The organism is Saccharopolyspora cebuensis, assembly GCF_039542665.1.
GTDB classification, from domain to species: domain Bacteria; phylum Actinomycetota; class Actinomycetes; order Mycobacteriales; family Pseudonocardiaceae; genus Saccharopolyspora; species Saccharopolyspora cebuensis.
Map to the genome: position 1 here is coordinate 40,728 of NZ_BAABII010000009.1, position 22,451 is coordinate 63,178.

The following is a 22,451-nucleotide window of genomic DNA, read 5'->3' on the forward strand; positions in this document are numbered from 1 at the left end:
AGGTCACCTCTTCGCGGAGGTACGCCCCCGGCCGACGGGCCGGGGGCACGCGAAGAGGGCCTTCCGCGAAGAGGTGATGTGATCGTGTCCTCGAACGGTCCGTCTGTCGGTGCGCGCATACGGCACGCGCGGGAACGCGCCGGGATGAGCCGCCGCGTGCTGGGTGGCCTCGTCGACCGCTCCGCCGAGTGGGTCAAGGCGGTCGAGGTCGGCCGTTTGCAGACCCCGAAGTTGCAGATGCTCACCAAGCTTGCTGACGTGCTCGACATTCGGGATCTGGCCGAGCTCACCGGCAACGATGAGGCGGTCTCGGTATCCCGGTTCGCACCGGGCGCGGCTCACCAAGCGCTCTCCGACGTGCGGACCGCGTTGACCGAGTACCGGTTTGCCTCTGACCCACGACCCGTCGACCTGGCACACCTGGCGGAACGGCTCGCGTCGGCGTGGAAGGTGCGGCACAGCTCGCCGGATCACCGCACCAAGCTCGGCGCGCTGCTTCCCGGCTTGATCCGCGACGCGCAGCGGGCCGTCCGGGCGCGGTGGGGGTTTGATCGGCGGGAGGCGCGGCGCATCCTGGCGGGCGTCTACCAGCTCGCCGACTTCTACGTTGCCTTCCAGCCCGCGCCTGAACTGGTGTGGCTGGTCGCCGACCGGGCCGTGACCGAAGGGCAGGAAGCCGACGACCCCTATTCGATGGCGGCCGGTGCGTGGGCGCTGGTGCAGGCGTTGCGGGAGTCGGGGCGTTGGGAAGAGGCGGTCAGCGTCGCCCACGACGGTGCCGCGCAGCTAGAGCCCTACCTGGAGTCCGCGCCGGACGACTGGCGCGGCATGGTCGGCGCTCTCCGCGCCGAGAACGCACTCACCTACGCCCGCCGGGGCAAGCACGGCGAAGCGTGGCGGTACTGGGAGTCGGCCTACGACATCGCCCGCAAGCTCGGGCCTGGTTATCGGCACGTGCAGACGAGTTTCGGGCTCCCGGTGATGCACGCGAACGCCGTCACGCTCGGTGTGGAGCTCCGGCGAGGCGGCGAAGCGGCACAGGCGGCGAACTCCTTCGACCCGGTCGAGATCGCATCCGTCCCACGCCGCGCCCGCCACCTGATCGAGGTCGCCCGCGTTCACGCACTGCAAGGCGATCAGGCGGCGACGCTGGCCATGCTGGAGCGGGCGGAGCGGACCGCGCCGGAAACGGCGCGGTTCAACGGCTGGGCACGCGATCTGACGCACAAGCTGCTCGACCACCCGCCGAACGGGGAGACGATGACGGTGCGGTCGCTGGCGCGACGCATCGGGGTCCGCTGATCGGGTAGAGGTACGAACTGTACCTATCGGCGGTGTCAGCCCGGGCGATCTTGGCGCCATGCATGAGGCGCTGACGCTGGTCCTCGGGCTGCTGGCCTGGGCAGTGATCTTCATTCCGTTGTTCCTGGCGTGGTGGTGGCCGGACCACCGGCGACGCCAACGGATGCGGGAAGCCACGCAACACCGGGAGGAACGGCTGCGCCGCCGTACTGCGGGACGCGCAGCATGAACGTGCAGCGTTCCGGGCCGGTGATTCTGGCGCGGCTACGGGCGGAGTACGCACCGCCGGGACACCCGCCGGAGGTGCACGCCTACCGGGTACCTGACGGCGAAGATGTCTGGCGGGCTCCGTGCGGGTCGCGGATCAAGCCGGACGCTGCCGAGGTCGTGCAGGCGTTCACCGGGGCGCCGTGCACCCAGTGCGCGATGATCGCCGCGCTGTCCAGCGACGCCCCGCCGCTCCCCCGCGCCGAGCTCGATGCGCCGTCGGTGCGTGAGCTCGACGAGATGCAGCCGGAGGAGATCGTCGGCGCTTCCGCCTCGGGCGAGCTCTACGCGCTGTCGTGGCGCGAGCGGGAGGTTCACCGCGTCGCGCCCGACGCCGCCCGCACCCGAATCGACGGTCGTCCGCTCGTCATCGGGCAGTGCGGCGGGCTCGGTTGGGGGCCACGGACGACCGTCCCCGGTGAGTGGCCGATGTGCGCTGAGTGCGAGCAGATCGCTGGGGCGCGGACGTGAGGTGTGCCCGTCCGCGCCCCGGTCACCAACTGGCGTTCTGCGGAGACCTGGCGGCGGAGATGCGACCCGCTCCCGGCTGCGGTCGCCGAGTCCTTCCAGGCCGACACGGGAGCATCCGAGTGAGACGAACCACAACCAGGATTGTTCGTCTGCGCTGAAGAACGCGACGTCGGCCAGGGGTGGGGCGCCTGGTGTGCACCCACCACATCCGTGCAGGTCACGACCGACCTCAGCGCGAGCCGGCTAAAAGTGCCCCTCGCTCACCGCCCTTCCGGGTGACCTAGCAGCCGGGCGATGACCTGCTTGGCCTGGGCGATCTCGGTCGTGCGGTCCCGGTCCGGTTCGGGGTAGCCGCGGGTGTGGAAGGCGTCGGTGGTGGTGAGCACCCAGCGCGCGGCGTCCGGCGGGGGCACCACCGGGTCCGCCCGGCCGTCCGCCACCAGCCGCTCGACCAGCGCGGTGATGCCGCGCAGCATCCGCTGGTCGCCTTCGGCCACCAGCGCCGCGCACTCCGGGTCGCGGTGCGCCTGGGCGAAGATCTCCACCAGCAACCCCGCCAGCACCGGGTGCGCGGCATCGGCGGCGAGCTGGTCGACCACCCGCATCAGCCCGGCCCACGGATCCGGATCGGCGGCGGTGGCGGCGAAGAGCTCGTCCCACTCGTCGCGGTCGACCTCGAACAGCGCGTAGAAGATCGCCAGCTTCGAGGGGAAGTAGTGGAAGAGGTTGCCGGTGCTGACCCCGGCGGCCCGGCAGATCTCGGCCGTGGTGGTCTTGGCCAGGCCCTTGGTCGCGAACAGCTCGACCGCTGCGCCCACGATCTGCTGCCTGCGCTGCCGGTGCAGCTCCGGATCAGCGGTGCGCATCGTCGCGTTCGCCCTCCCCACCCGCTCGCCGGTTCCGCCGCCGGAATTCCCGCACCGCCACGGCGGCGGCGAGCAGCACCGGGCCCCAGTACTTCGCGGTGCCGAGCACCGCGAGCAGCCATCCGGGCGGGTGGAACTCGATCTCCGGCCACGGGATGTCCGGCCACGGGATCGACGGCAGATCGATGTCCGGCCAGGGTATGCGAGGCAGTTCGATCGGGGGCAACCGGTCGAGGACCCACTCGACGACCCGCCGGAGCACGAGCTGCACGAGCACCGCGACGCCGAGCACGCCCAGCAGCACCTTGGCCACCGCGCCGACCACGTGCCGCGACGCGTACAGCGCGGGGTGCGCCCGCTGGAACGCCAGCAGCCGGGCGGCGGGCGTTCCGGCGGGCGGCTCGAACGGGACCTGCTCGGCGGCCCGGTCGTCGGCTTCCGGCACCCGCAGCTGCGCGCCGACGACGAGACCGGGCAGCGGGCTGAGCACCCGCACGGCGGTCGTCGGCTCGCCCTCGTCGAGCGGGATCCGCAGCGGCCCGAGCCCGGTGGCCGAGCCCACCCGCTCCGCGTCGCGGAACAGCTCCACCTCGGTCTGCCCGCCGGTGCGCCGCACCGCCAGCTCGAAGTGCGTCCCGTCGCGTTCCAGCACGTGCCCCGCCGCCCTCATGGCACCTATCGTAGACCGAGCACTCGGTCTATGAATACGCCCCGTCGAAATCGCGCCCTCCGTTCCTGGTGAGGGGCACCTTCAGCCGACTGAGCCGGATGAAGGTGCCCCTCACCAGTCCGGTGCGGCGCGGGGTTCAGGCGAAGGAGCGGCGGTAGGCCTGGGGGCTGACGCCGGTGGTGCGCTTGAACCGGTCCCGGAAGGCGGTGGGAGAGCCGAAACCGACCTGCGCGGCGATGCGCTCCACGGTGTGCCCGGTCGTCTCCAGCAGGTGCTGCGCCTGCCGGATCCGGGCGCGGTGCAGCCATTGCAGCGGCGTGCTCCCGGTCTGCTCGCGGAAGCGGCGCATCAGGGTGCGCGGGCTGGTGTGCGCCCGGGCCGCGATGTCGGCCAACGTGAGCTCCCGCGCGAGGTTGTCCTGGAGCCAGGCGCACAGCGGCTCCAGCTCGGAGCCGCGCGGGGTCGGGGGCAGCGGACGCACGATGAACTGCGCCTGGCCGCCCTCGCGCTCCAGCGGCATCACGGACAGCCGGGCGGCGTCGGCGGCGACCGCCGAACCGTAGTCGCGGCGGATCAGGTGCAGGCACAGGTCGAGCCCGGCGGCGGCGCCCGCGGAGGTGAGGACCTGCCCGTTGTCCACGTACAGCACGTCCGCATCGACCTCGACGTCCGGGAAGGACTCGGCGAGCAGTCCGGCGGCGGACCAGTGCGTCGTCGCGCGGAGGCCGTCGAGCAGTCCGGTGGCGGCCAGCGGGAACGTGCCGGAACAGATCGAGGCGATCCGGGTGCCTGCCGCGGCCGCCGACGTGAGCGCCTCGACGACCGCGGGCGGCGGCGGTGCGGTGGGGGACGCGGTGCCGGGCACGACGATGGTGTCCGCGTCCGCCAGCCCGTCCAGCCCCCGGGGCGCCCGCAGGGTGAACGCCCCGGCGTCGACCTCGGGCCGCTCGGCGCAGATCCGCACCTGGTAGCCCGAGCGGCCATCGGGCAGCCGGGTGCGGGTGAAGACCTCGATGGGCGTCGAGAGGTCGAAGGGGATCACCTGGTCGAGGGCGAGGACGGCGACGACGTGCATGGCCGGAACCTACCCGTCCGCCGCTCCGGCGTCACCGGTCCTCCGGGCGGTGACCTGCGCGAACCGGTGTTGGCGGGATCCCGTTGCCGATCGGCGGGAATGCCACTGGGGCAACGGTCCCGATCCGCTTAGCGTCGGTGCCGGTCCCACCGCCCGACTCCCAGGAAACCCCCGCCATGCCGAAGCTCCTGCTGTCCCTGCACGTCCTCGCCGCCATCCTCGCGATCGGCCCGGTCGCCGTCGCCGCCAGCATGTTCCCGGCGGTGCTGCGCCGCGCGCACGCCGACCGCGCCGCCCTGCCCGCGCTGCGCACCGTGCACCGGATCTGCCGCGTGTACGCCCTGGTCGGCCTCGCCGTCCCGGTCCTCGGGTTCGCCACCGCGAGCAGCCTCGGGGTGCTCGGCGACCCGTGGCTGATCGCCTCGGTGGTGCTCACCGGGATCGCCGCGGTCGTGCTGGGGCTGCTGGTCCTGCCCCGGCAGGACGCGGCCCTGGCGGCGGCCGAGGCGCCCGGCGCGGTGCTGGAACGGCGCACCACCGCGCGGCTGGCCGTGCTCACCGGCGTCTTCAACCTGCTGTGGGCGGTGGTCACCGTGCTGATGATCGTCCGCCCCGGTTCCACCACGGGGGTGTGATCGGTGCGGGTGCTGCGCTGGGCCGCCCGGGCCGAACTCGTCACGCTGGCGCTGATGCTGGCCAACCTCGCCACCGCGCACCTCCCGCAGGTGTCCGCCCTGCTCGGGCCCGCGCACGGCTGCGCCTACCTGGTCGTCGTCCTCGGGACGTGGCGGTGGCCCGACGCGGGGGCGAAGGTCCTCGCGCTGCTGCCCGCGGTCGGCGGCCTGCTCGCGCTGCGGCGGCTCGACCGCGCCCCGGCGCCGGGCGGGTGCTGAGCGGCGCCGCGACCGGCCGCGGGGGCGCGCGCGTCGGTCAGGGCCGGGTCTCGTCGTCCAGCCAGCGCAGGTAGGCCTCGCCGCCGCCGGTGATCGGCGTGGCGATGATCTCCGGTACGTCGTAGCCGTGGTGTTCCTGGATGTGCGCCACCAGCGCGTCCAGCCGCCCGGCGGGCGTCTTGACCTGGAGCTGCCACTCGGGGTCGTCCTGCACGGCGCCGTCCCACCGGTAGAAGCTGCGGATCGGCACGACCTGCACGCAGGCGCCGGTCTTGGATTCCACGATCCCGCGGGCCAGCGCCGCGGCGGCTTCCTCGGAGTCGGTCGTGGTCACGACCTGCACGTAATCACCCATGCGCCCAGGCTATCGGCCGCCGGCGTCAGCGGAGGTAGCGCAGGACGTCGAGCATGGCGTGCTCGTCGGTGTCGTCCGGGACGCCCCGGCACGCGGCGAGGTCGGCGTGCAACCGGTCGGCGTCGATGCCCGCGCCGATCAGCACCAGGTGGGTGCCCGGGGTCGCCGGTCGGCGCGTCGCCGCGAAGCGCACGAAGTTGCCGACCGTGTGCACCGAGAACGCGCGCGGGTCCGCTGGTCCGAAGTGGACGAATCCCTTCATCCGGTAGACCCCGGCGGGCCGCTCGTCCAGGAAGCGCATGAAGCGGCGCGGGTGCAGCGGTTCGGCGGTGCTGAACTCGACGCTCTGGTAGGCCGCGTGCGGGTGGTCGTCCTCGTCGTCGGCGAGCAGTTCGTCGAACGAGAGCTGCTGGGCCACCGGAGCCGCGCGGGCGTCGACCAGCAGCTCCGGGTCGACCCGCCCGTGGCTGGTCGGCAGCACCGGGGTGCCCCCGGCGAGCTCGCGCACCAGCCGCAGCACGCCGTCGAGGTCGGCGGCCCGGTCGGCCTTGTTCAGCAGCACCAGGTCGGCGAACCGCAGGTGCCCGTCGAGCTCGGGGTGGTCGCGGCGGGTGGTCGCGAACTCGGCGGCGTCGACGACCTCGACCAGGCCGCCGTAGCTGATCCGCTCGTCGGTGCTGTTGAGCAGCATCTTGATCAGCACCCGGGGATCGGCCAGCCCGCTGGACTCGACGACCACCACGTCGATGGGCCGCCGCGTCAGCCGACCCAGCATCTCGTCGAGGCCCTCCGGGTCGACGGCGCAGCACAGGCACCCGTTGCTCAACGACACCGCGGCGTCGACCTGCCCGGCCACGCTCATCGCGTCGATGCCGATCTTGCCGAAGTCGTTGACCACCACGCCGATCCGCGCGCCCCGCGGGTGGCGCAGCAGGTGGTTGAGCAGCGTCGTCTTGCCCGCGCCCAGGAATCCCGCGACGACGAGCACCGGCACCTTCTTCCGGGACACCGCGCGATCGCCTCCCCGCCCTCGACCTCTCGGCTCCGGCGGCGAGTCTAGGCCGCGCCGACCACGGGCGGCGCGGTCCCCCGGTGCCCGCTGACGCCCCGGTGCCCGCCGATGCCCCGGTGCCCGCCGACGCCCGGTGCCCGCGGCGGGCCGCGTGCGTGGCGCTCCAGGCGCACCGCCGGGTCGACCCGGAACGGCGGTCGGCCGCGGTGCGGTCGACCACTGCCGCCGCGCTGATCAGCGTTCGACGACCACCGCGGTCGCCACCGCCGCCGCGCCGTGCTGTTCGACCGGTTCGCGGAATTCGGCCTGCGCCGCGGCCGGGTCGGTGGCCGCGCGCTCCCGGAGCACCGCGCGCACCTGGTCGGCGAGCGTCATGCCTTGCCCCGGGCGCGGCGGAACCGCTCGGTGGCCTCGGCGAGGTCGACCAGCGGCGGCGGGTAGCCGAGGCGGTCGAGCTCGTCCTCGCCGAGCCGGTGCGGGTCGTGCACCCGCGCGGCGGGCACCTCGGCGAGTTCCGGCACGTAGCGGCGCACGTAGTCGCCGCGCGGGTCGTAGCGCTGGGCCTGCCGCACCGGGTTGAGCACCCGGTTGGGCCGGGTGTCGGTGCCAGTCCCGGCGACCCACTGCCAGTTCATCCGGTTGTTCGCCACGTCGCCGTCGACCAGCAGGTCCTCGAAGTGCCGGGCGCCCAGCCGCCAGTCCAGGTACAGCGACTTGGTCAGGAAGCTGGCGGTGATCAGCCGCGCCCGGTTGTGCATCCAGCCCTCGGCGGCGAGCTGGCGCATCCCGGCGTCCACGATCGGCACCCCGGTGCGCCCCTCCTGCCAGGCCCGCAACGCGTCCGGGTCCGCGCGCCACCGGTCGTGGTGGGTGCGGTAGTCGCGGTCGTGCGCACCGGGGCGCGCGGCCAGCACCTGGTGGTGGAAGTCCCGCCAGGCGAGCTGCCGGACGAACGCCCGTTCCGGGTCGCCGGTCCCCGCGCGCCGCACGAGCTCCACCGGGGACAGGCAGCCGAAGTGCAGGTACGGGGACAGCCGCGAGGTGGCGTCGGCGGCGAGGTCGTCCTGCCCGGAGGCGTAGTCGGCGACGCCGTCGCGGTACCACTCCGCCATCCGCTCGCGGGCCCGCGTCTCGCCCCCGGCCGGCAGGTCCGGGGACGGCGAGCCGGCGATCAGCTCGTTCCGGGAGGGCAGGCCGCCGCGGCGCACCCGGGGCGACCGGATCGCGTCGGGCACCGGCACGACCCGGCGCAGCGGTGCCTCCTGCCAGCGCCGGAAGTACGGGGTGAACACCGCGAAGTGGTCGTTGCCCGACGGGGTGACGAGGCCCGGTGCGCGGGCGGTGACCACGTCGTCGTGGACGTGCAGCAGCCCGTCGGGCAGCGCGGCGCGCAGCGCCTCCTCGCGGGCGTAGGAGTGCGCGCTGACGTCGGCGGCGACGTGCACGGCGTCGGCGCCGACCTCCTCGGCCAGCCGCGCCACCTCGGTCGCCGGGTCGCCGTCGCGCACCACCAGCGCACCGCCCAGCTCGCGCAGCCGGTCCCGCAGGTCGGTCAGGCAGTCGTGCAGGAAGCGCGCGCGGTTCGGGCGGTGGAAGGGGCCGTCGAGGACGGCCCGGTCCAGCACGAACAGCGGCACCACCGCCTCCGCCCGCGCCGCCGCGTGCAGCACGGGGTTGTCGTGCACCCGCAGGTTCCTGGTGAACAGCGCGATCGCCGTGCTCAGTCGGACCGCCTCCTCCCGAGGCCGGTGTCGGGTCGGGCCGCTGTCGGATCGGGCCGGTGTCGGGTCGCATGGTTCCACGCCGCGGTGCGGACCGCTCACGGTGGCGGGAGCCGCTGCTGCGCGTCGAGCAGGCTGGCGAAGGGATCGCCGACCTCCCGCACCCGGTCGAGGACGTCCCGCACCGTCCAGCGGTCCGGTGCCAGGTCCGGATCGTCGAGCTCGTCCCACTCCAGCGGGACCGACACCGGGGCGCCGGGGGCCGGCCGGGCGCTGTAGGGCGCGACCAGGGTCTTGTTGATCACGTTCTGGGTGTAGTCGAGCCGGGCCAGGCCACGCCGATCGCCCTTGCGCCACGCCCAGCTCACCAGCTCCGGGACCACGTTGCCGACCGCGCGCGACACCGACTCCACCCACGCCCGCGTCTCGGCGTAGGTGTAGCGCGGCTCCACCGGCACCCAGATCTGGATGCCGCGCTGCCCGGTCACCTTCGGCTTGCCGACGACGCCGAGGTGGTCCAGCGCGGTGCGGTGCAGCCGCGCCAGCACCAGCACGTCCTCGAAGGTGGTCCGGGAGCCGGGGTCGATGTCGAACAGCGCCCAGGTCGGGTGGTCGACGTCGTCGGCGCGGGAGGACCACGGGTGCAGTTCCAGCGCCGCCCAGTTCGCCAGCCAGGCCAGCGCCGCGACGCTGTCCGGGACGATGTAGTCCTGCGTCTCGTCGGCGTCGGCGGCGGGGTAGTGCCAGCGCCGCAACCATTCCGGGGCGTGCTCGGGGTACTCCTTGTGCCAGAACCCGGATTCGCCCACGCCCTGCGGGAAGCGGTGGCTGTTGAGCGGGCGGTCCACCAGGTACGGCAGCATCACCGGGGCGATCAGCGCGTGGTAGCGGATGAGGTCGCGCTTGGTCACCGGAGGAGCTCCGTCCCGGCCCGGGAACAGCTCCTTGTCCAGGTTGGTCAGCACCAGGTCGCGGCCGTCGACGTGCCAGCGGCCCTTGCCGCCGAGCTCGTCCAGCGCGCGGAGCTGCGCGGCCGTCGGCGGCTTCCAGCGCCGCCCCCGGCCGCTCGCCTTCGACGAGCCGCCGCCCTTCCCGCCGCGTCCACCGGAGCGGTCGCGGGTCCCGGTGCGCCGCTTCCCGGAGGCGGTCGTCGACTGCCGCGCCGCGCCGCCGCTCACGGTCGTGCTGCCCCCGCGGCCGCCGCCCTTCCCGCCGCCCTTGCCGCCGCCGCGGCGCACCGGGGTCTCCGCGGACTCGGCGGGCCGGTCGGTCCGCCACATCGCCTCGGGGTCGGCGGCCACCTCGTCGTTGGTCCGCCCGGTCTTCACCGATTGCGGGTGCTCCTCGGGGTTCCACCCGGTCGCGGCGTCGTCGTCCTTCTTGTGCAGCAGCAGCCACTGCTTCGGATCGCGGTTCCCGCCGGGGCGGACCAGCACGAACCGGCCGCTGAGCTTCTCGCCGTGCAGGTCGAAGTGCAGGTTCCCGTCGTCGAGCGCGCGCGCCGGGTCGGCGCCGTCCACGGGTTGCCAGGTGCCCCGGTCCCAGACGATGACGTCGCCGCCGCCGTACTCGCCCTCGGGGATGACGCCTTCGAAGTCGACGTACTCGATCGGGTGATCTTCGACGTGCACCGCCATCCGGCGGGCCTTCGGGTCCAGCGTCGGCCCCTTGGGCACCGCCCAGCTCACCAGCACGCCGTCGAGTTCCAGCCGCAGGTCGTAGTGCAGCCTGCTGGCGCGGTGCCGCTGCACCACGAAGCGGTGACCCGACGCCCGGGACGCCTCCTTCCCGGACGGCTCGGCGGTGCGGTCGAAGTCGCGCTTGCGCCGGTATTCGGTCAGCCGTTCGCTTCCCATTCCCGCCGGGTACCCGAGGCGCCGGTGCTCATTCCCGGTCGGCCTGGAGGTCGTCGTGCATGCCCGCCGCCGCGGTCCAGTAGTGCCTGGCGTCGACGAGGGCGTTGGCCAGCACCTCCTGCAAGGCGGTGAGGTGGGACAGGGCCGCGCGCAGCTTGTCGGCGGGGTGGTTCTGGGTGGCCTGCTCGCGCAGGCGCTGCTCGTCGTAGTCGGCGACCTGACCGGCCAGGACGGTGGCCAGCTCACCCGCCGCCGCGAGGGTGGAGACGATCGCCGATCCGTAGGCCGAGAGCTGGTCGGGAGTCGGTTCGGCCTGCCGGGCCTGCTCGGCGGCGGCCAGTTCCAGGGCGTCCCGAGCCCGGTAGAGCGCTTCGATCGGGTTGACTCTCGTCATGCCGCGATCCTTCACCGGCGAACCGGTGCCCGCTGTCGCCCGGAAGACTGAAAAGCCCGTCGTGATCACCGTTTTCGGCGCAATGCCCGCACGATCGTGTTTCCGGTGGCGACCACCGGCACGGCCAGCACCGCGCCGCCGACACCGCCGATGGTGAATCCCGCCGTCACGCTGAGCACCACCGCCAGCGGGTGCAGCCGCACCGCGTGCCCGAGCAGCAGCGGTTGCAGGACGTGCCCTTCGAGCTGCATCACGCCGACCACCACCGCCAGCATGATCAGCGCGGGCACGATCCCGTTCGCCGCCAGCGCCACCAGCACGGCCAGCCCGCCGGTGACCACCGCACCGATGTAGGGCACGAACGCGCCGAGGAACACCGTGATCGCGATGACGAACGGGAACGGCACGCCGAGCACCAGAGCTCCGATGCCGATGCCCGCGCCGTCGATGAAGGCCACCGCCGCGGTCGCCCGCACGTAGGCCACCAGGGTGCTGAACCCCGCGCAGCCGGCGCGGTGCACCCGCCACCGCGCCCGCCGGGGCACCAGCACGCAGACCAGGAACCGCCAGATCCGGGAGCCGTCGCGGAGCAGGAAGAACAGCGTGAACAGGGCCAGCAGCGCTCCGGCGAGCAGCCGCAGCACCGCGTCCGCCGTGGTCACCGCCGTCGCCGTCACCCCGCCGCCGAGGTGCAGCGCCTGCGGCAGCCCGCTGAACACCCGGTCGAGCTGCTGCTGGCTGAGGTTCAGCGGACCGTCCAGCAGCCAGCGGTGCAGGTGCTCCAGGCTGGACAGGAGCTGGCCGCGCAGTCCGGCGAAGCCGCGGACCAGGGTCCGGACCACGACGGTGAGCACCCCGCCGATCAGCGCCAGCCCGCCGAGCAGCACCAGGACGACCGCGAGCGTCCGGTGCACCCCGCGGTCGTCCAGCCAGTTCACGGCGGGCGCGAGCAGCGCGTTGAACAGCACCGCGACCGCGACGACGAGCAGTTCCTGGGAGATCGCCGAGCCCGCCCGCCACAACACGACGAACACGCCGACGAGCAGCAGCAGCCGCCAGCTCCAGGCCGCCGCGATGCGCACCCCCTCCGGGATCGCCGCGCGCGCCCCGTCGAGTTCGTCCATCCTCGCTGGGATGACCGCAGGCGCTGATCCCCAAACGCCGGGCCGCGCGCCTCAGGGGGCTTTTCAGAATGCGGCGGAGCCGCATTGCGGTGAAGCACGCAACTTGCACCGCGGCCCGTGCTCGGACGTGACCGCTCAGCGGTCTTCTCGCGAGGACAGCCGTGACGCCGTGTACGAGGTGGGTACATCGCCGAACGGCTCCCGGAGCGAGCAGGCCGCTGAGGTTCCGCTACCGGCACCGCCACGCAGACCATTGGCGAAAGCGGTCCTCAGAACCGGTAGCGCAGCACGCGGGCGGTGCGCGCGGCGGCCGGGAAGTGCGTCGCGGCGCGGGCCAGGTGGCGCGGCACCGGCGGGAGCCGTGCCACCTCCGGTTCGTGCACCAGGGGACGCTCCTCGACCCAGTGCATCCGGGGGTTCCAGCGCTCCAGGGCGCGCGGGTCCTCGATCCCCGCGGGGCGGCGGGCCACGCCGCGGATCGACGGGCTCGGCCAGGCGCCCAGCGGTGGCCACCGGGAGTCGTCGACGAGGAGTTCGCCGGTGCCGAAGCGGTCGGTCAGCGCGAGCAGGAGCACGGCGATCTCCTGCTCGGTCAGGAAGGGCAGCAGCCCGTCGGCGACGGCCACCACCGGGCGTCCGGTCGGGATCGGCTCCGCCCACCCGGATTCAGCCACGGAAGCGCCGACCGCGCGGCTCCCGGTGCGGGCGGGCAACGACCGCTCCCGAAGCCGCGCCACCGCGGGGAGGTCCACGTCGTACCAGTCGACGCCGTCGGGCGGGTCGACCCGCTGGGCGCGGGCGTCGAACCCGGCACCCAGGTCGAGCACCACGGCGTCGGGGTGCTCGACCGCGAACCCGCGCACCGCGTCGTCGAGCATCGAGGTGCGCAGCGCGATCTCCGCGACGGCGGCCGAGGTCATCCGCCAGTGCTCCGGGGCGGACCCCAGCGCACCGAGCACCTGTTCGGCCATCGCGTCACCGAGCACCGGGCTGACGTGCCGGGCGTCCCAGGCCCGCGCGGACAGCGTCAGCAGCGCGGTCCGCTCGACCGGGGTGAGTTCGTCGTCGGGCACCGCGGCGCCTCCTGCTGCTCGTGCCGTGCGGGGTTGGACGTGCGCCGATCAGGCCGCCCGGTCACCCGCGAGCATGTCCCGGCGTTCGAGCTCGCCGAGCCCGCCCCAGACCCCGAAGGGTTCGCGCGCGTTCAGCGCGTGCGCCCGGCACTGCTGCATCACGGGGCACTCGAAGCAGACCTCCTTGGCCCGCCGCTCCCGGTTGTGCCGAGCGGACCCGCGCTCGTTGTCCGGGTGGAAGAACCGGCTGGTCTCCTCGTGCCTGCACGCGGCGTCGAGCTGCCACTGGTACGAGTCGACCACCGGCCTGGGCAAGCGGGCCGTCTTGTTCATCGTCATCACCTCCGCGGGAACGGGAATCCGATCTGTGCGTCCCACGACCGGGTTACCCAGAGATCGGTGTGCGAATCGTCGGACTCGAACACCGCCGCGATGGTGGTCGGCACGCGGCCCGCGCTCCCGCGGGAGCGCCGTTCAGGCGGAGCGCAGCGCGCGGGTGAGCCGGGAGCGCAGCTCCGGGGCGCCGGGGACCTCGCGCCGGGCCCGCAGCGCCTTGCGGAGTTCGGCGAGGTCGTCCCGCGCGCGCTGGGACTTCAGCGGTGCCTCGGCGGCCAGGGCCTGCTCGCCGTAGTCGACCCCTCGGTCCGCGTCACCGACCGAGAGCTCCAGGATCGCCAGCTTGCCGAGCGAGAACGCCCGGGCGCGGGCCTGGGCCTGGGAATAGGTGTCCACCGATCGGCGCAACCGGTCCCGGGCGGCGTCGACGTGCTCGCCGTCCAGCGCCACGTCCAGCAGCGCGTGCCCGGTGTCCCCCGCGAGGTCGGCGGAGTTGAAGTAGGTGATCCACGGCGGGTCGTCGCCGACCCGGCGGTCGCCGAAGGAGTCCTCGGCGCCCATCACCGCCCGGTAGCAGTCCTCCCCGCGGCCCACCTTCGCCAGGGCCCGCGCGTGCACCGTGGCGAGCATCGAGCGCACCGTCGGCGTCTGCCGGTCCTGCCGCACCTGGGCCAGCTCGATCAGGCTCAGGCCGTCGTCCGGCCGGTTCACGTAGATCGCCTGGCGCGCCATGTCGGAGAGCACGTTGGCGCGCAACCCCCAGTCGTCGGCCTGCTCGGCGCAGCCCAGCGCGAGCCGGAAGTAGGAGCGCGCGGTGTCGTGGTGCCCCGCGTCGAACGCGCCCCAGCCCGCGATGTCGACGAGGAACCCGACGGAGCGGTAGAGCTGGTTGCGCACCTTCTCGGTGGCCTGGGCGCCGAGCAGCGAGGTGGCCCACCGGACCTGCCCGGCCAGCGCGTCCTTGCAGACGCCGCCGCCGTAGAGGTCCTGCCACTCGCCGAACAGCTCGATCGCGTGGTCGACCTGCTCCACCTCGGTGGCTCCGACCCGCGCGGGCGTGTCGCCGCTGCCGGCGCGGCCCACCGCCTCGGCCACCGGGTCACCGACCGCCATCCCGGCCGCGGTGGCCGCCAGCGCCCGGAGGAATGCTTGCCGCTTCACGTCGTCGCTCCCTTGGGCCGCCTCTGCTGGATCACCGACGACCGTAGCCGCCTTGCTCCGCGTGGAGTAGAAGCCGAGATCGCGGTCTTCGGACGCGCCCAGCACGGTGCGCAGCGCCCGCCGGTAGTCCTTGCCCGGCCAGTGGTGCACCCCGCGCTCGAGCTTGCTGACGTAGTCGGCGTCCATCGCGCCCGGTTTGCCGGTGTCGCGTTCGACCTGCGCGTTCGCCAAACCGGCCAGGGACTCCTGCGTCAACATGGCCGCCGTCCGGGCGGCCACGAGTCTGCCGTTGGTCGCGGGCATCACGACTGCCTCTCGGTGCTCGGTCGTGTTCGAAGGGTAGTTCGCGAGCGCGCGGCCGGAGTGATCTCCGGGCAAGTCTCCGAGTAGATCTCCGAGTTCGCCACCGCCTCCGACGCCGATCTCGCGGCCTGGTGAACCGGCGACCGGAACGCTGTTCCCGCTTCGCCGGGCAGGCGCGAGGCTGGATCGGCGGGCCGGTGGTCCCCCGATGCCATCGGCCCGCGCACCGATCGCGGGGGAGCGGAACCGCGTGCTCCGCCGGTCGTCCTCCGGCCCGGTCTCCCACCCCCGCGGCAGCGGCGGGCGCGCACCGCTGGCGCCTGCCGCCCTGGTCCCGGACGGTCGACGGGGAGAAGCTGAGATGCACAGCGTTGACGACGGCTTGCGCGCCCTGGTCGCGCGCGGCTACCGGTTCTTGCAGCTCTCGGATCGGGAGGATCGCATCTGCGCCGTGATCGGCACCTACGGGTGGGCCGAGTACTACGACCGCATCCAGATCAACGACGAGCACGACGCGGTGGCCACCCGGGCGGTGCTGGACAGCGCGGTGGAGGCCGAGGAAGTCGTGTGGAGCAGCAGCGGGGACGCGGTCACGGCGATCAACGCGCTGCTCGACCTGCCCGAACCCGGGGAGCCCGGCGCACCGGGGCGCACCGGGCGGGCGCGGTCCGGGCTGTGGCTGCCCACCGGCGGGCCGGGCGCGGTGGGCGCCGGGTGAGCCGCCCGCCGTCCTGCGGGTGCGGAACCCGCCGATCCGCCGACAATGGGGGCGCGGTCGACCGGAGCCGCCGAGGAGGGGGCGATGGCGGGCACCGAAGCGGGGGAGGGGGCCCAGCGGCTCTCCGCGCTCACCCTGACCGGGCTGGTCGTCGGGTCCATGGTCGGCGCCGGGGTGTTCTCGCTGCCGAGCCGGTTCGCCGAGGAGACCGGGGTGGCCGGGGCGCTGGTGGCGTGGGCGGTCGCCGGCGCGGGAACGCTGATGCTCGCCCTGGTCTTCCAGACCCTCGCCGTGCGCGAACCCCACCTCGACGCGGGCGTCTACGCCTACGCCAAAGCCGGCTTCGGCGAGTACCTCGGCTTCTTCGCGGCCTTCGGGTACTGGGCCAGCGCCTGCGTGGGCAACGTGACCTACTGGGTGCTGATCATGTCCACGCTCGGCGCCGCGGTACCGGGCCTCGGCGAGGGCGACACCCCGCTGGCCGTCCTGCTGGCCAGCGCCGGTGTCTGGTCGTTCCACGCCCTGGTCCGGCGCGGCGTGCGGGAGGCGGCGGCGATCAACCGGATCGTCACCATCGCCAAGCTCGTCCCCATCCTGGTGTTCGTGCTGCTGGCGCTGTTCGCGCTGGACCCGGCGGTCTTCGCGGCCAACGTCTCCGGCGGTGCGGCGGCCGGTCCGCTGTTCGAGCAGGTCCGGGGCACGATGCTGGTGACCGTGTTCGTGTTCCTCGGCGTCGAGGGGGCCAGCGTCTACTCCCGGCACGCGCGGCGCCGCGAGGACGTCGGCCGGGCGACGGTGCTCGGCCTGCTGTCGGTGCTGGCGGTGTTCGCCTCGGTCACGATCGTCTCCTACGGCATCCTGCCGCGCGAGCGGATCGCGGAGCTGCGGCAGCCGTCGATGGCCGGGGTGCTGGCCGCGGAGGTCGGGCCGTGGGGCAGCGCGTTCGTCGGGGTCGCGCTCGTCGTCGCCGTCCTCGGCGCCTACCTGGCCTGGACGCTGATGGCCGCCGAGGTGCTGTTCGTGGCCGCGCGGGACGACGACATGCCGCGGTTCCTCAAGCGCACCGGCCGCGAGGACGTCCCCACCGCGGCGCTGCTGCTGACCGCGGTGCTGGTCCAGGTGATGCTGGTCGTCACCCTGTTCTCCGCGGACGCGTTCAATTTCGCGCTCGGCCTGACCAGCTCGCTCACCCTGATCCCGTTCCTGCTCGCCGCCGGGTACGCGGTGCGGCTGGCGTGGTCGCGCCCGCCGCGCCGGGCGCGCGAGCTGGTCGTGGCCGTGCTCGCGACGCTCTACACGGTGTTCCTGCTCTACGCCGCCGGACCGAAGTTCCTGCTGGTGTCGCTGATCGTCTACGCCCCGGCCAGCGTCCTGTTCGCGATGGCGCGCCGCGAGCGGGGCAGGCGGCTGTTCGCGCCGCGCGAGGTCCTGGTCCTGCTGGCCTCGGTGCTCGGCGCGGTCGTCGGCGTGGTGGCGCTGGCCGCGGGCTGGATCGCGCTATGACGGTCCACAGTGGAAACGTGGCGGGTTCTCGCCACCGCGCCCCGAATACGCCTGCGCGACATCGGAATGCTCCATCCGGTTCACCCGGTGGTGAGCCGTCCCGTGCCAGGCTGATCGGCGACCACGCCGCCCCCAGGCCGGGAGGACGAGATGCCGATCAACCGCTGGAAACCGCTGCCGCTGCTGATCGGCGCCGCGCTCGCCGCCGGTGCGCCGCCGGTCGCCGTCGCCGAGCCCGCGCCGGGCACCGCCGCGGTGGCGGACTACTACCAGGACGCGGAGGGCAAGACCGGCGAGGAGCTCAAGACCGCGCTGCACCGGATCATCAGCACCGGCACCACGACGCTGACCTACGACGAGGTCTGGGACGCGCTGAAGGTCACCGACCAGCACCCGGCCGACGCCGCCAGCATCACGCTGCTGTACTCGGGCGAGCCGCGTTCCAAGGACAGCAACGGCGGCGGTGCCGACGAGTGGAACCGCGAGCACGTCTGGCCGAAGTCGCACGGTGACTTCGGCACCGCGCCGGGGCCGGGCACCGACGTCCACCACCTGCGGCCGACCGACGTCACGGTCAACTCCGAGCGGGGCAACAAGGACTTCGACCTGGGCGGCTCCGAGGTCGGCGAGGCGCCGGGCAACCGCACCGACGCGGATTCGTGGGAGCCGCGCGACGAGGTCAAGGGCGACGTGGCCCGGATGGTCTTCTACATGGCGGTGCGCTACGAGGGTGCCGACGGCTTCGCCGACCTGGAGCTCAACGACCAGGTCGACAACGGCAGCGCGCCGTACCTGGGGCGCTCGTCGGTGCTGCGCGAGTGGCACCGGCAGGACCCGCCGGACGCGGCCGAGCAGCGCCGCAACGACGTGATCTACGAGCGGTTCCAGCACAACCGGAACCCCTTCGTCGACCGCCCGGAGTGGGTCGGCGCCATCTGGGGCTGAGCGCGCGGCGGGTCCGGACCTCAGATGGTCGATTCGCGGACCACGACGACCGGGCAGTGCGCGTGGTGCACGGTGTACTGCCCGGTCGAACCCAGCATCGCCTCGGTGAACCCGCCGTGCCCGCGGTTGCCGACGACGACCAGGTCGGCCCCGACCTTCCCGGCCACCTCGATGATCACCTTCGCCGGGTGCCCCTGGCCGATGCGCTTGGTGACCGGCACCGTGCCCGCCACGGTGCCGACCTTCTCGACCACCTCGTCGAGCGCCCGGGCGGCGTCGTCCTCGAACTCGTCGAGGCCGGGGCCGCTCCAGCCGTAGCGCAGCGGCATGTCCCAGGCCATCACGGCGGTGAGCGCTCCGCCCGCCAGCCCGGCGTGCCAGAGCCCCCAGCGCAGCGCCATCCGGGACGTGGGCGACCCGTCGACGCCGACCACGACGGTGTACTGGTGCTCGTTGGTCATCGTTGCTCCCTCCCCCGTCCCCAGGGTGCGGCGGATGCCGCCCGGCCGCCACGCGGTCACCCCCGGCCGCGGGCGGCCCGGCGGTTGCTCCACACGCTGGTGGCCGTGACGGTGCCCAGCACCACCACGATCACCGCCAGGGACAGCAGCGTCGGGATCTCGGGCACGGCGGGCCAGATGCCGTGCGCCCAGTGCAGCACCAGCTTCACGCCGATGAACGCCAGGATGACGGCGAGCCCGTGGTTGAGGTGGGTGAGCTGGGACAGCGCCTTGTGCAGCACGAAGTACAGCGCCCGCAGCCCCAGCAGGGCGAAGGCGTTGGTGGCGAACACCAGGTAGGGGTCGCCGGTGATGCCGTAGACCGCCGGGATCGAGTCGACCGCGAACACCACGTCGGCGGCGAAGATGGCCACCACCACGACCATCAGCGGGGTCAGCGCCCGCTTCCCGTCGACCCGGGTCAGCAGCTTGGTGCCGTGGTACTCGTCGGTCACCGGGAACACCCGCCGCAGCAGCCGCACCGAGCGCAGCTCCGAGACCTCCTTGTCGAACCCGCCGCCCGACGCGGCCTCGCGCAGGATGCGCAGCGCGGTGAGGAACAGCAGCGCGCCGAACACCAGGAACGCCCAGGTGCCTGCCTGCAGCAGCGCGGCCCCGGCGGCGATGAAGACGCCCCGCAGCAGCAGGGCGCCGACGATCCCGTAGAGCAGCACCCGCTGCTGGAGCGCGTCCGGCACGGCGAAGGCCGCCAGCAGCAGCATGAAGACGAAGAGGTTGTCCACCGACAACGACTTCTCGACGACGAAGCCGGTGATGAACTCCAGCGCCTCCGGTCCGCCGTAGAGCAGCCAGAGCAGCCCGCCGAAGGCCACCGGCAGCGCCAGGTAGAAGACGGTCCAGCCGATCGCCTCGCGCAGCGTCACCTTGTGCGGCCGGTGAGTCACCACGAAGTCGGTCACCAGCAGGGCCAGGAGCACGGCGATGCTGATGCCCCACAGCCAGGGCGAGCCGATGGTGTCCGCGGCCGGTGCGGCGAGCTGCACGGGACCTCCTCGAACGGCGTTCGAGGTCTCCTCCACCCGCGTGCGGGCGACCGCCCGGGGACATCGTGGATGTCCGTCCTGACCGGACCGGTCTGCACCGGAGTACTCCCCCCTCCGGCGAGGCTAGCCGGGTCCGGAACGGGCTGTACAGCAGCGCGCGGGACCACTGTGGCCGGTGGTGCCCGGGTGCCGCGGGTGGCCCTCCGGGGCACCTCGTGGCGGGCGCGGACCACTGGTCGGCGCCCCGCCCGAGACTGCTCCGTTCGAGTGAATTCGAACGGGTGTGCCGGGGCGTCGGGACGGTGCCGCCGATCCGGCACCGTCCCGGTCCGGCGCCCGGCGCCAAGACTATCCACAGTGGACTCGACGAGGTGCTCCGGAGGGGTCCGCCGGGGCATCGTCGCTGGTCGGAAGTGGATCTTGGGCGCGGTCGGCGCCGCCCCGGTCGCGGCCGCCTCGGCGGCGTGGGGCACAATGAGATCGCAGCACGCATCCTGTTGCTGCGCATTCCGCTGAATTCCCGTCACACCCGGGGTGAGGATCGTGCCCAGTCACGTCGTGTCCGGCAACGCCGTCGCGCCGCAGTCGCCCGCCGAGGGCGGCCGCGCCTGCCCGGTGCCGATCGACCTGATCGCCCTGCGCGGCCCGTGGGGCGTCCGCAGGCCGAAACGCCAGCTCGGCAGCACCGGCGTCGTCTCCGCCGACGTCGTCAGCCGGAGCTGAACCCGCGCTGCCGGGCCGCCGCGGCTACGCCGCGGGTCGGCTGCCGATGGCGACCACCATCCCGCGCAGCTCGTACCCGCCGATGGCCTCGTTCATCGACACCTGGGGCGGCGTGTCCATCCGGATGCCGGGCAGCGCGAACAGCGTGGTGAGGAAGGTGTCGGCCTCCAGGATCGCCACGGTCGCCCCGGGGCACTTGTGCGGGCCGTCGCCGAACGACAGCCCGCTGGCCACCGCCCCGCCGCTCAGCGACCGGCCCGGGCACACCCGCTCCGGCTCCGCGCCCACGGCCGCCGGGTCGGCGTTGGTCTCGGTGACCGCGATGTCGATCACCTCGCCCGCCGGGATGGTCACCTGCTCGCCGTCCTGCTCGAGCTCGACCGGCTCGGTGGTCCGCCTGCGCAGGTGGCCGACGACGGGTTCGAGCCGCAGCAGCTCGTGCAGCACGGCCAGCCGGTCCGGTTCGTCCCCCGCCAGGTACCGCTCGCGCAGCGCGTCGTCGGTGAACAGGTGCCACGCGGCGAGGTTGATGAACTCGCGGGTCGTCACCATGCCCGCCGCCGCGAAGGTGATGCACTCGCCGAGGATCTCGGCGGCGGAGCAGCCCTCGTCGAGCAGGTGCGAGATGAGGTCGTCCTGCCGGCGCGCGCGCCGGGCCTTGATCGCGGGCCGGACGTCGCCGAGGTAGATCCCGAGCCAGTTGACGGCCTGCCGCTGCACCCAGTACAGGCCGTGCAGGCTGGTGAACCCGGGCTTGCCGAACTCCGCCGGGAAGAACCGCTCCAGCCGCCCCTGGATGCCGGGGCGGCTGTTGGTCAGCCCGATGACGGCGGTGGCGACCTCGATGGCCAGGTTGAAGCTCAGCGAGGAGAGGTCCGCGCGCCCGTTGCGCTGCAACTTCTCGATCTGGGCGTCGGTGACGCGGCGCATGATGCCGCGGTAGTGCTCGTCGACCCGGCGCGGGGTGAAGAACCGGGCGGTCTGCCTGCGGTGCTCCCGGTGCTCCGGACCGTCCCGGTAGAGGACCGGGCGGCGGATGCTGCCCGGCATCCGCTCGACGGTCTCGACGCCCAGCCCCGCCTGCACCGTCGAGCCGCTGCGCAGCACCGCGCGGGCCGCCGCGTAGCCGCTGACGTCCCACTCCCCGTCGGCCCCGCGGCTGATCGGGCAGCCGCCGGGTGCGTCGCCGCGATCGATCTTGCGCGCGTTCGTGCTGTCGCTCGGCATCCGGCCGGTTCCCTTCGCTGCGGGGCTTCGGATACGCACCCTTGTACCAGGTCACGCTCGGCGACGGACGGCAGCCGGATCATCACGCGCCGTGCCCGGGCGGCCCGCCCGGACGGCGACGATCCACTGTAGACAGAAGCGACGGCGTGCCGGAGCCCGCGGTCTCCGGGAGGGAAATCCGGCAGCGGCGGAGGCCGCCGGTCGGCACCTCGCGCCGGGTCGGCGCTGGTCGGCGTCCCCGACCCCGGCGGGTCGGCTACCGGGCCGCCGCGGGCAGCTCCGCCGGGTCGCCCGCCGTCCACTGCGCCGGGTCCGGTCCCAGCTCGGCGAGCTGCTCGACCTGTTGCACGCACCACGGGGACACCCCGGCGCGTCCGGCGAGCACGTCGGCGCTGAACTCCTTCCACGGCACCCACCGCGCCGCGTCGACCTCGTCCGGGTTCGGGCTGGCCTCGCCATCGGTGAAGGCGAAGAACACCGGGCACATCTCGTTCTCCACCACGCCGTTGTCCATCACCGCCCGGTAGCGGAAGCGGGGCAGCGCGAGCGCCAGGTCCCGCACCGCCAGCCCGAGTTCCTCGCCGAGGCGCCGGGTGATCGCTTCCGGCAGCGGTTCGCCCGGGGCCGGGTGCCCGCAGCAGGTGTTGGTCCACACGCTCGGCCAGGTCCGCTTGTGGTGGGCGCGCTGGGTCAGCATGAACTCGCCGCGCCCGTTGAAGACGTAGCAGGAGAAGGCCAGGTGCAGCGGGGTCTCCCGGTGGTGCACCCCCGCCTTGTCCGCGACACCGACCGCCTCACCGGAGTCGTCGAGCAGAACCACCTGTTCCACGGCGGGAACCTCCTTCGGGCGTAGCGGTACGACCGCACCACTTTACGATCATGGACGGTCGTGCGGAACGGGCGTCAGGTTAACCTCGGAAGATCAGCGCGGGCATCCCCGCAGCGCCGGAAC

26 protein-coding genes are annotated in these 22,451 nt (G+C 73.5%); 9 read left to right on the forward strand and 17 right to left on the reverse strand.

Features of this window, described 5'->3' with window-relative positions:
• Positions 1 to 84 precede the first annotated feature (84 nt).
• The 3 genes from ABD976_RS14210 (at position 85) to ABD976_RS14220 (ending at position 2,040) form a co-directional block, all read left to right on the forward strand.
• The gene (locus ABD976_RS14210; RefSeq protein WP_345363118.1) at positions 85 to 1,302 is read left to right on the forward strand and encodes a helix-turn-helix domain-containing protein; all 1,218 of its coding nucleotides are present in this window, start codon (positions 85 to 87) and stop codon (positions 1,300 to 1,302) included.
• Between the two features lie 58 nt (positions 1,303 to 1,360).
• On the forward strand, positions 1,361 to 1,531 hold the full coding sequence (locus ABD976_RS14215; RefSeq protein ID WP_345363120.1) for a hypothetical protein: 171 nt from the start codon (positions 1,361 to 1,363) through the stop codon (positions 1,529 to 1,531).
• A 197-nt stretch (positions 1,532 to 1,728) separates the two neighbouring features.
• Positions 1,729 to 2,040, forward strand: a complete 312-nt coding sequence (locus ABD976_RS14220; protein WP_345363122.1) for a hypothetical protein — start codon at positions 1,729 to 1,731, stop codon at positions 2,038 to 2,040.
• Between the two features lie 260 nt (positions 2,041 to 2,300).
• Here the strand turns inward: ABD976_RS14220 and ABD976_RS14225 are convergent, their stop codons facing one another.
• The 3 genes from ABD976_RS14225 to ABD976_RS14235 all read right to left on the reverse strand — a co-directional run bounded on the left by ABD976_RS14225 (position 2,301) and on the right by ABD976_RS14235 (position 4,651).
• Positions 2,301 to 2,906 carry a TetR/AcrR family transcriptional regulator gene (locus ABD976_RS14225; protein WP_345363124.1) on the reverse strand — a complete coding sequence of 202 codons (606 nt, stop codon included), beginning with the start codon at positions 2,904 to 2,906 and terminating at the stop codon, positions 2,301 to 2,303.
• Positions 2,893 to 3,576, reverse strand: coding sequence for a hypothetical protein (locus ABD976_RS14230; protein ID WP_345363126.1), 684 nt, complete (start codon positions 3,574 to 3,576; stop codon positions 2,893 to 2,895). The genes ABD976_RS14225 and ABD976_RS14230 overlap by 14 nt, the downstream gene beginning before the upstream one ends.
• 136 nt (positions 3,577 to 3,712) lie before the next feature.
• Positions 3,713 to 4,651: a GlxA family transcriptional regulator gene (locus tag ABD976_RS14235; RefSeq protein WP_345363128.1), complete on the reverse strand. Its 939-nt coding sequence runs from the start codon at positions 4,649 to 4,651 to the stop codon at positions 3,713 to 3,715.
• A 176-nt stretch (positions 4,652 to 4,827) separates the two neighbouring features.
• Between ABD976_RS14235 and ABD976_RS14240 the strand changes: the two genes are divergently transcribed.
• Together ABD976_RS14240 and ABD976_RS14245 are read left to right on the forward strand one after the other, a co-directional pair.
• Entirely contained in the window at positions 4,828 to 5,286 is a 459-nt protein-coding gene (locus ABD976_RS14240; RefSeq protein WP_345363130.1) for a DUF2269 family protein, read from the forward strand.
• A gap of 3 nt (positions 5,287 to 5,289) precedes the next feature.
• The gene (locus tag ABD976_RS14245) at positions 5,290 to 5,544 is read left to right on the forward strand and encodes a DUF3817 domain-containing protein (RefSeq protein WP_345363132.1); all 255 of its coding nucleotides are present in this window, start codon (positions 5,290 to 5,292) and stop codon (positions 5,542 to 5,544) included.
• Between the two features lie 37 nt (positions 5,545 to 5,581).
• On the opposite strand, the gene cutA is transcribed toward ABD976_RS14245, so the two are convergent.
• The 10 genes from cutA to ABD976_RS14295 form a co-directional block, all read right to left on the reverse strand.
• Entirely contained in the window at positions 5,582 to 5,899 is a 318-nt protein-coding gene (cutA, locus tag ABD976_RS14250; RefSeq protein WP_345363134.1) for a divalent-cation tolerance protein CutA, read from the reverse strand.
• A 25-nt stretch (positions 5,900 to 5,924) separates the two neighbouring features.
• Positions 5,925 to 6,908 carry a CobW family GTP-binding protein gene (locus tag ABD976_RS14255; protein ID WP_345363137.1) on the reverse strand — a complete coding sequence of 328 codons (984 nt, stop codon included), beginning with the start codon at positions 6,906 to 6,908 and terminating at the stop codon, positions 5,925 to 5,927.
• Positions 6,909 to 7,145: 237 nt separating this feature from the next.
• Complete coding sequence (locus tag ABD976_RS14260) at positions 7,146 to 7,286, reverse strand: hypothetical protein (RefSeq protein ID WP_345363139.1); 141 nt, start codon at positions 7,284 to 7,286, stop codon at positions 7,146 to 7,148.
• Positions 7,283 to 8,635 carry a cryptochrome/photolyase family protein gene (locus tag ABD976_RS14265; RefSeq protein WP_345363252.1) on the reverse strand — a complete coding sequence of 451 codons (1,353 nt, stop codon included), beginning with the start codon at positions 8,633 to 8,635 and terminating at the stop codon, positions 7,283 to 7,285. The genes ABD976_RS14260 and ABD976_RS14265 overlap by 4 nt, the downstream gene beginning before the upstream one ends.
• Positions 8,636 to 8,730: 95 nt before the next feature.
• Positions 8,731 to 10,488 (reverse strand): non-homologous end-joining DNA ligase LigD, encoded by a 1,758-nt coding sequence (locus ABD976_RS14270; RefSeq protein WP_345363141.1) that lies wholly within the window; start codon positions 10,486 to 10,488, stop codon positions 8,731 to 8,733.
• 28 nt (positions 10,489 to 10,516) lie between these two features.
• Positions 10,517 to 10,882 (reverse strand): hypothetical protein, encoded by a 366-nt coding sequence (locus ABD976_RS14275; protein WP_345363143.1) that lies wholly within the window; start codon positions 10,880 to 10,882, stop codon positions 10,517 to 10,519.
• 65 nt (positions 10,883 to 10,947) lie between these two features.
• On the reverse strand, positions 10,948 to 12,006 hold the full coding sequence (locus ABD976_RS14280) for an AI-2E family transporter (protein WP_345363145.1): 1,059 nt from the start codon (positions 12,004 to 12,006) through the stop codon (positions 10,948 to 10,950).
• Positions 12,007 to 12,275: 269 nt separating this feature from the next.
• Positions 12,276 to 13,079: a class I SAM-dependent methyltransferase gene (locus tag ABD976_RS14285; RefSeq protein WP_345363147.1), complete on the reverse strand. Its 804-nt coding sequence runs from the start codon at positions 13,077 to 13,079 to the stop codon at positions 12,276 to 12,278.
• A gap of 48 nt (positions 13,080 to 13,127) precedes the next feature.
• Positions 13,128 to 13,412 carry a WhiB family transcriptional regulator gene (locus ABD976_RS14290; protein ID WP_345363149.1) on the reverse strand — a complete coding sequence of 95 codons (285 nt, stop codon included), beginning with the start codon at positions 13,410 to 13,412 and terminating at the stop codon, positions 13,128 to 13,130.
• 141 nt (positions 13,413 to 13,553) lie between these two features.
• The gene (locus tag ABD976_RS14295) at positions 13,554 to 14,879 is read right to left on the reverse strand and encodes a helix-turn-helix domain-containing protein (RefSeq protein WP_345363151.1); all 1,326 of its coding nucleotides are present in this window, start codon (positions 14,877 to 14,879) and stop codon (positions 13,554 to 13,556) included.
• 361 nt (positions 14,880 to 15,240) lie between these two features.
• On the opposite strand from ABD976_RS14295, the gene ABD976_RS14300 reads away from it, so the two are divergent.
• From ABD976_RS14300 to ABD976_RS14310, 3 genes are all read left to right on the forward strand, one after another.
• On the forward strand, positions 15,241 to 15,597 hold the full coding sequence (locus tag ABD976_RS14300) for a hypothetical protein (protein WP_345363153.1): 357 nt from the start codon (positions 15,241 to 15,243) through the stop codon (positions 15,595 to 15,597).
• Between the two features lie 84 nt (positions 15,598 to 15,681).
• Positions 15,682 to 17,100 carry a basic amino acid/polyamine antiporter gene (locus ABD976_RS14305; protein WP_345363155.1) on the forward strand — a complete coding sequence of 473 codons (1,419 nt, stop codon included), beginning with the start codon at positions 15,682 to 15,684 and terminating at the stop codon, positions 17,098 to 17,100.
• 150 nt (positions 17,101 to 17,250) lie between these two features.
• Positions 17,251 to 18,045, forward strand: coding sequence for an endonuclease I family protein (locus tag ABD976_RS14310; protein ID WP_345363157.1), 795 nt, complete (start codon positions 17,251 to 17,253; stop codon positions 18,043 to 18,045).
• Positions 18,046 to 18,065: 20 nt separating this feature from the next.
• Here ABD976_RS14310 and ABD976_RS14315 read toward each other — a convergent pair whose 3' ends face one another.
• Together ABD976_RS14315 and ABD976_RS14320 are read right to left on the reverse strand one after the other, a co-directional pair.
• Positions 18,066 to 18,506, reverse strand: coding sequence for a universal stress protein (locus tag ABD976_RS14315; RefSeq protein ID WP_345363159.1), 441 nt, complete (start codon positions 18,504 to 18,506; stop codon positions 18,066 to 18,068).
• 56 nt (positions 18,507 to 18,562) lie between these two features.
• Positions 18,563 to 19,549: a TerC/Alx family metal homeostasis membrane protein gene (locus ABD976_RS14320; protein WP_345363161.1), complete on the reverse strand. Its 987-nt coding sequence runs from the start codon at positions 19,547 to 19,549 to the stop codon at positions 18,563 to 18,565.
• A 543-nt stretch (positions 19,550 to 20,092) separates the two neighbouring features.
• Between ABD976_RS14320 and ABD976_RS14325 the strand changes: the two genes are divergently transcribed.
• Positions 20,093 to 20,272 carry a hypothetical protein gene (locus tag ABD976_RS14325; protein WP_345363163.1) on the forward strand — a complete coding sequence of 60 codons (180 nt, stop codon included), beginning with the start codon at positions 20,093 to 20,095 and terminating at the stop codon, positions 20,270 to 20,272.
• Between the two features lie 24 nt (positions 20,273 to 20,296).
• Here ABD976_RS14325 and ABD976_RS14330 read toward each other — a convergent pair whose 3' ends face one another.
• The gene (locus ABD976_RS14330; RefSeq protein ID WP_345363165.1) at positions 20,297 to 21,499 is read right to left on the reverse strand and encodes a cytochrome P450; all 1,203 of its coding nucleotides are present in this window, start codon (positions 21,497 to 21,499) and stop codon (positions 20,297 to 20,299) included.
• 256 nt (positions 21,500 to 21,755) lie between these two features.
• Positions 21,756 to 22,328 carry an isopentenyl-diphosphate Delta-isomerase gene (gene idi, locus ABD976_RS14335; protein WP_345363167.1) on the reverse strand — a complete coding sequence of 191 codons (573 nt, stop codon included), beginning with the start codon at positions 22,326 to 22,328 and terminating at the stop codon, positions 21,756 to 21,758.
• Between the last annotated feature and the right edge of the window lie 123 nt (positions 22,329 to 22,451).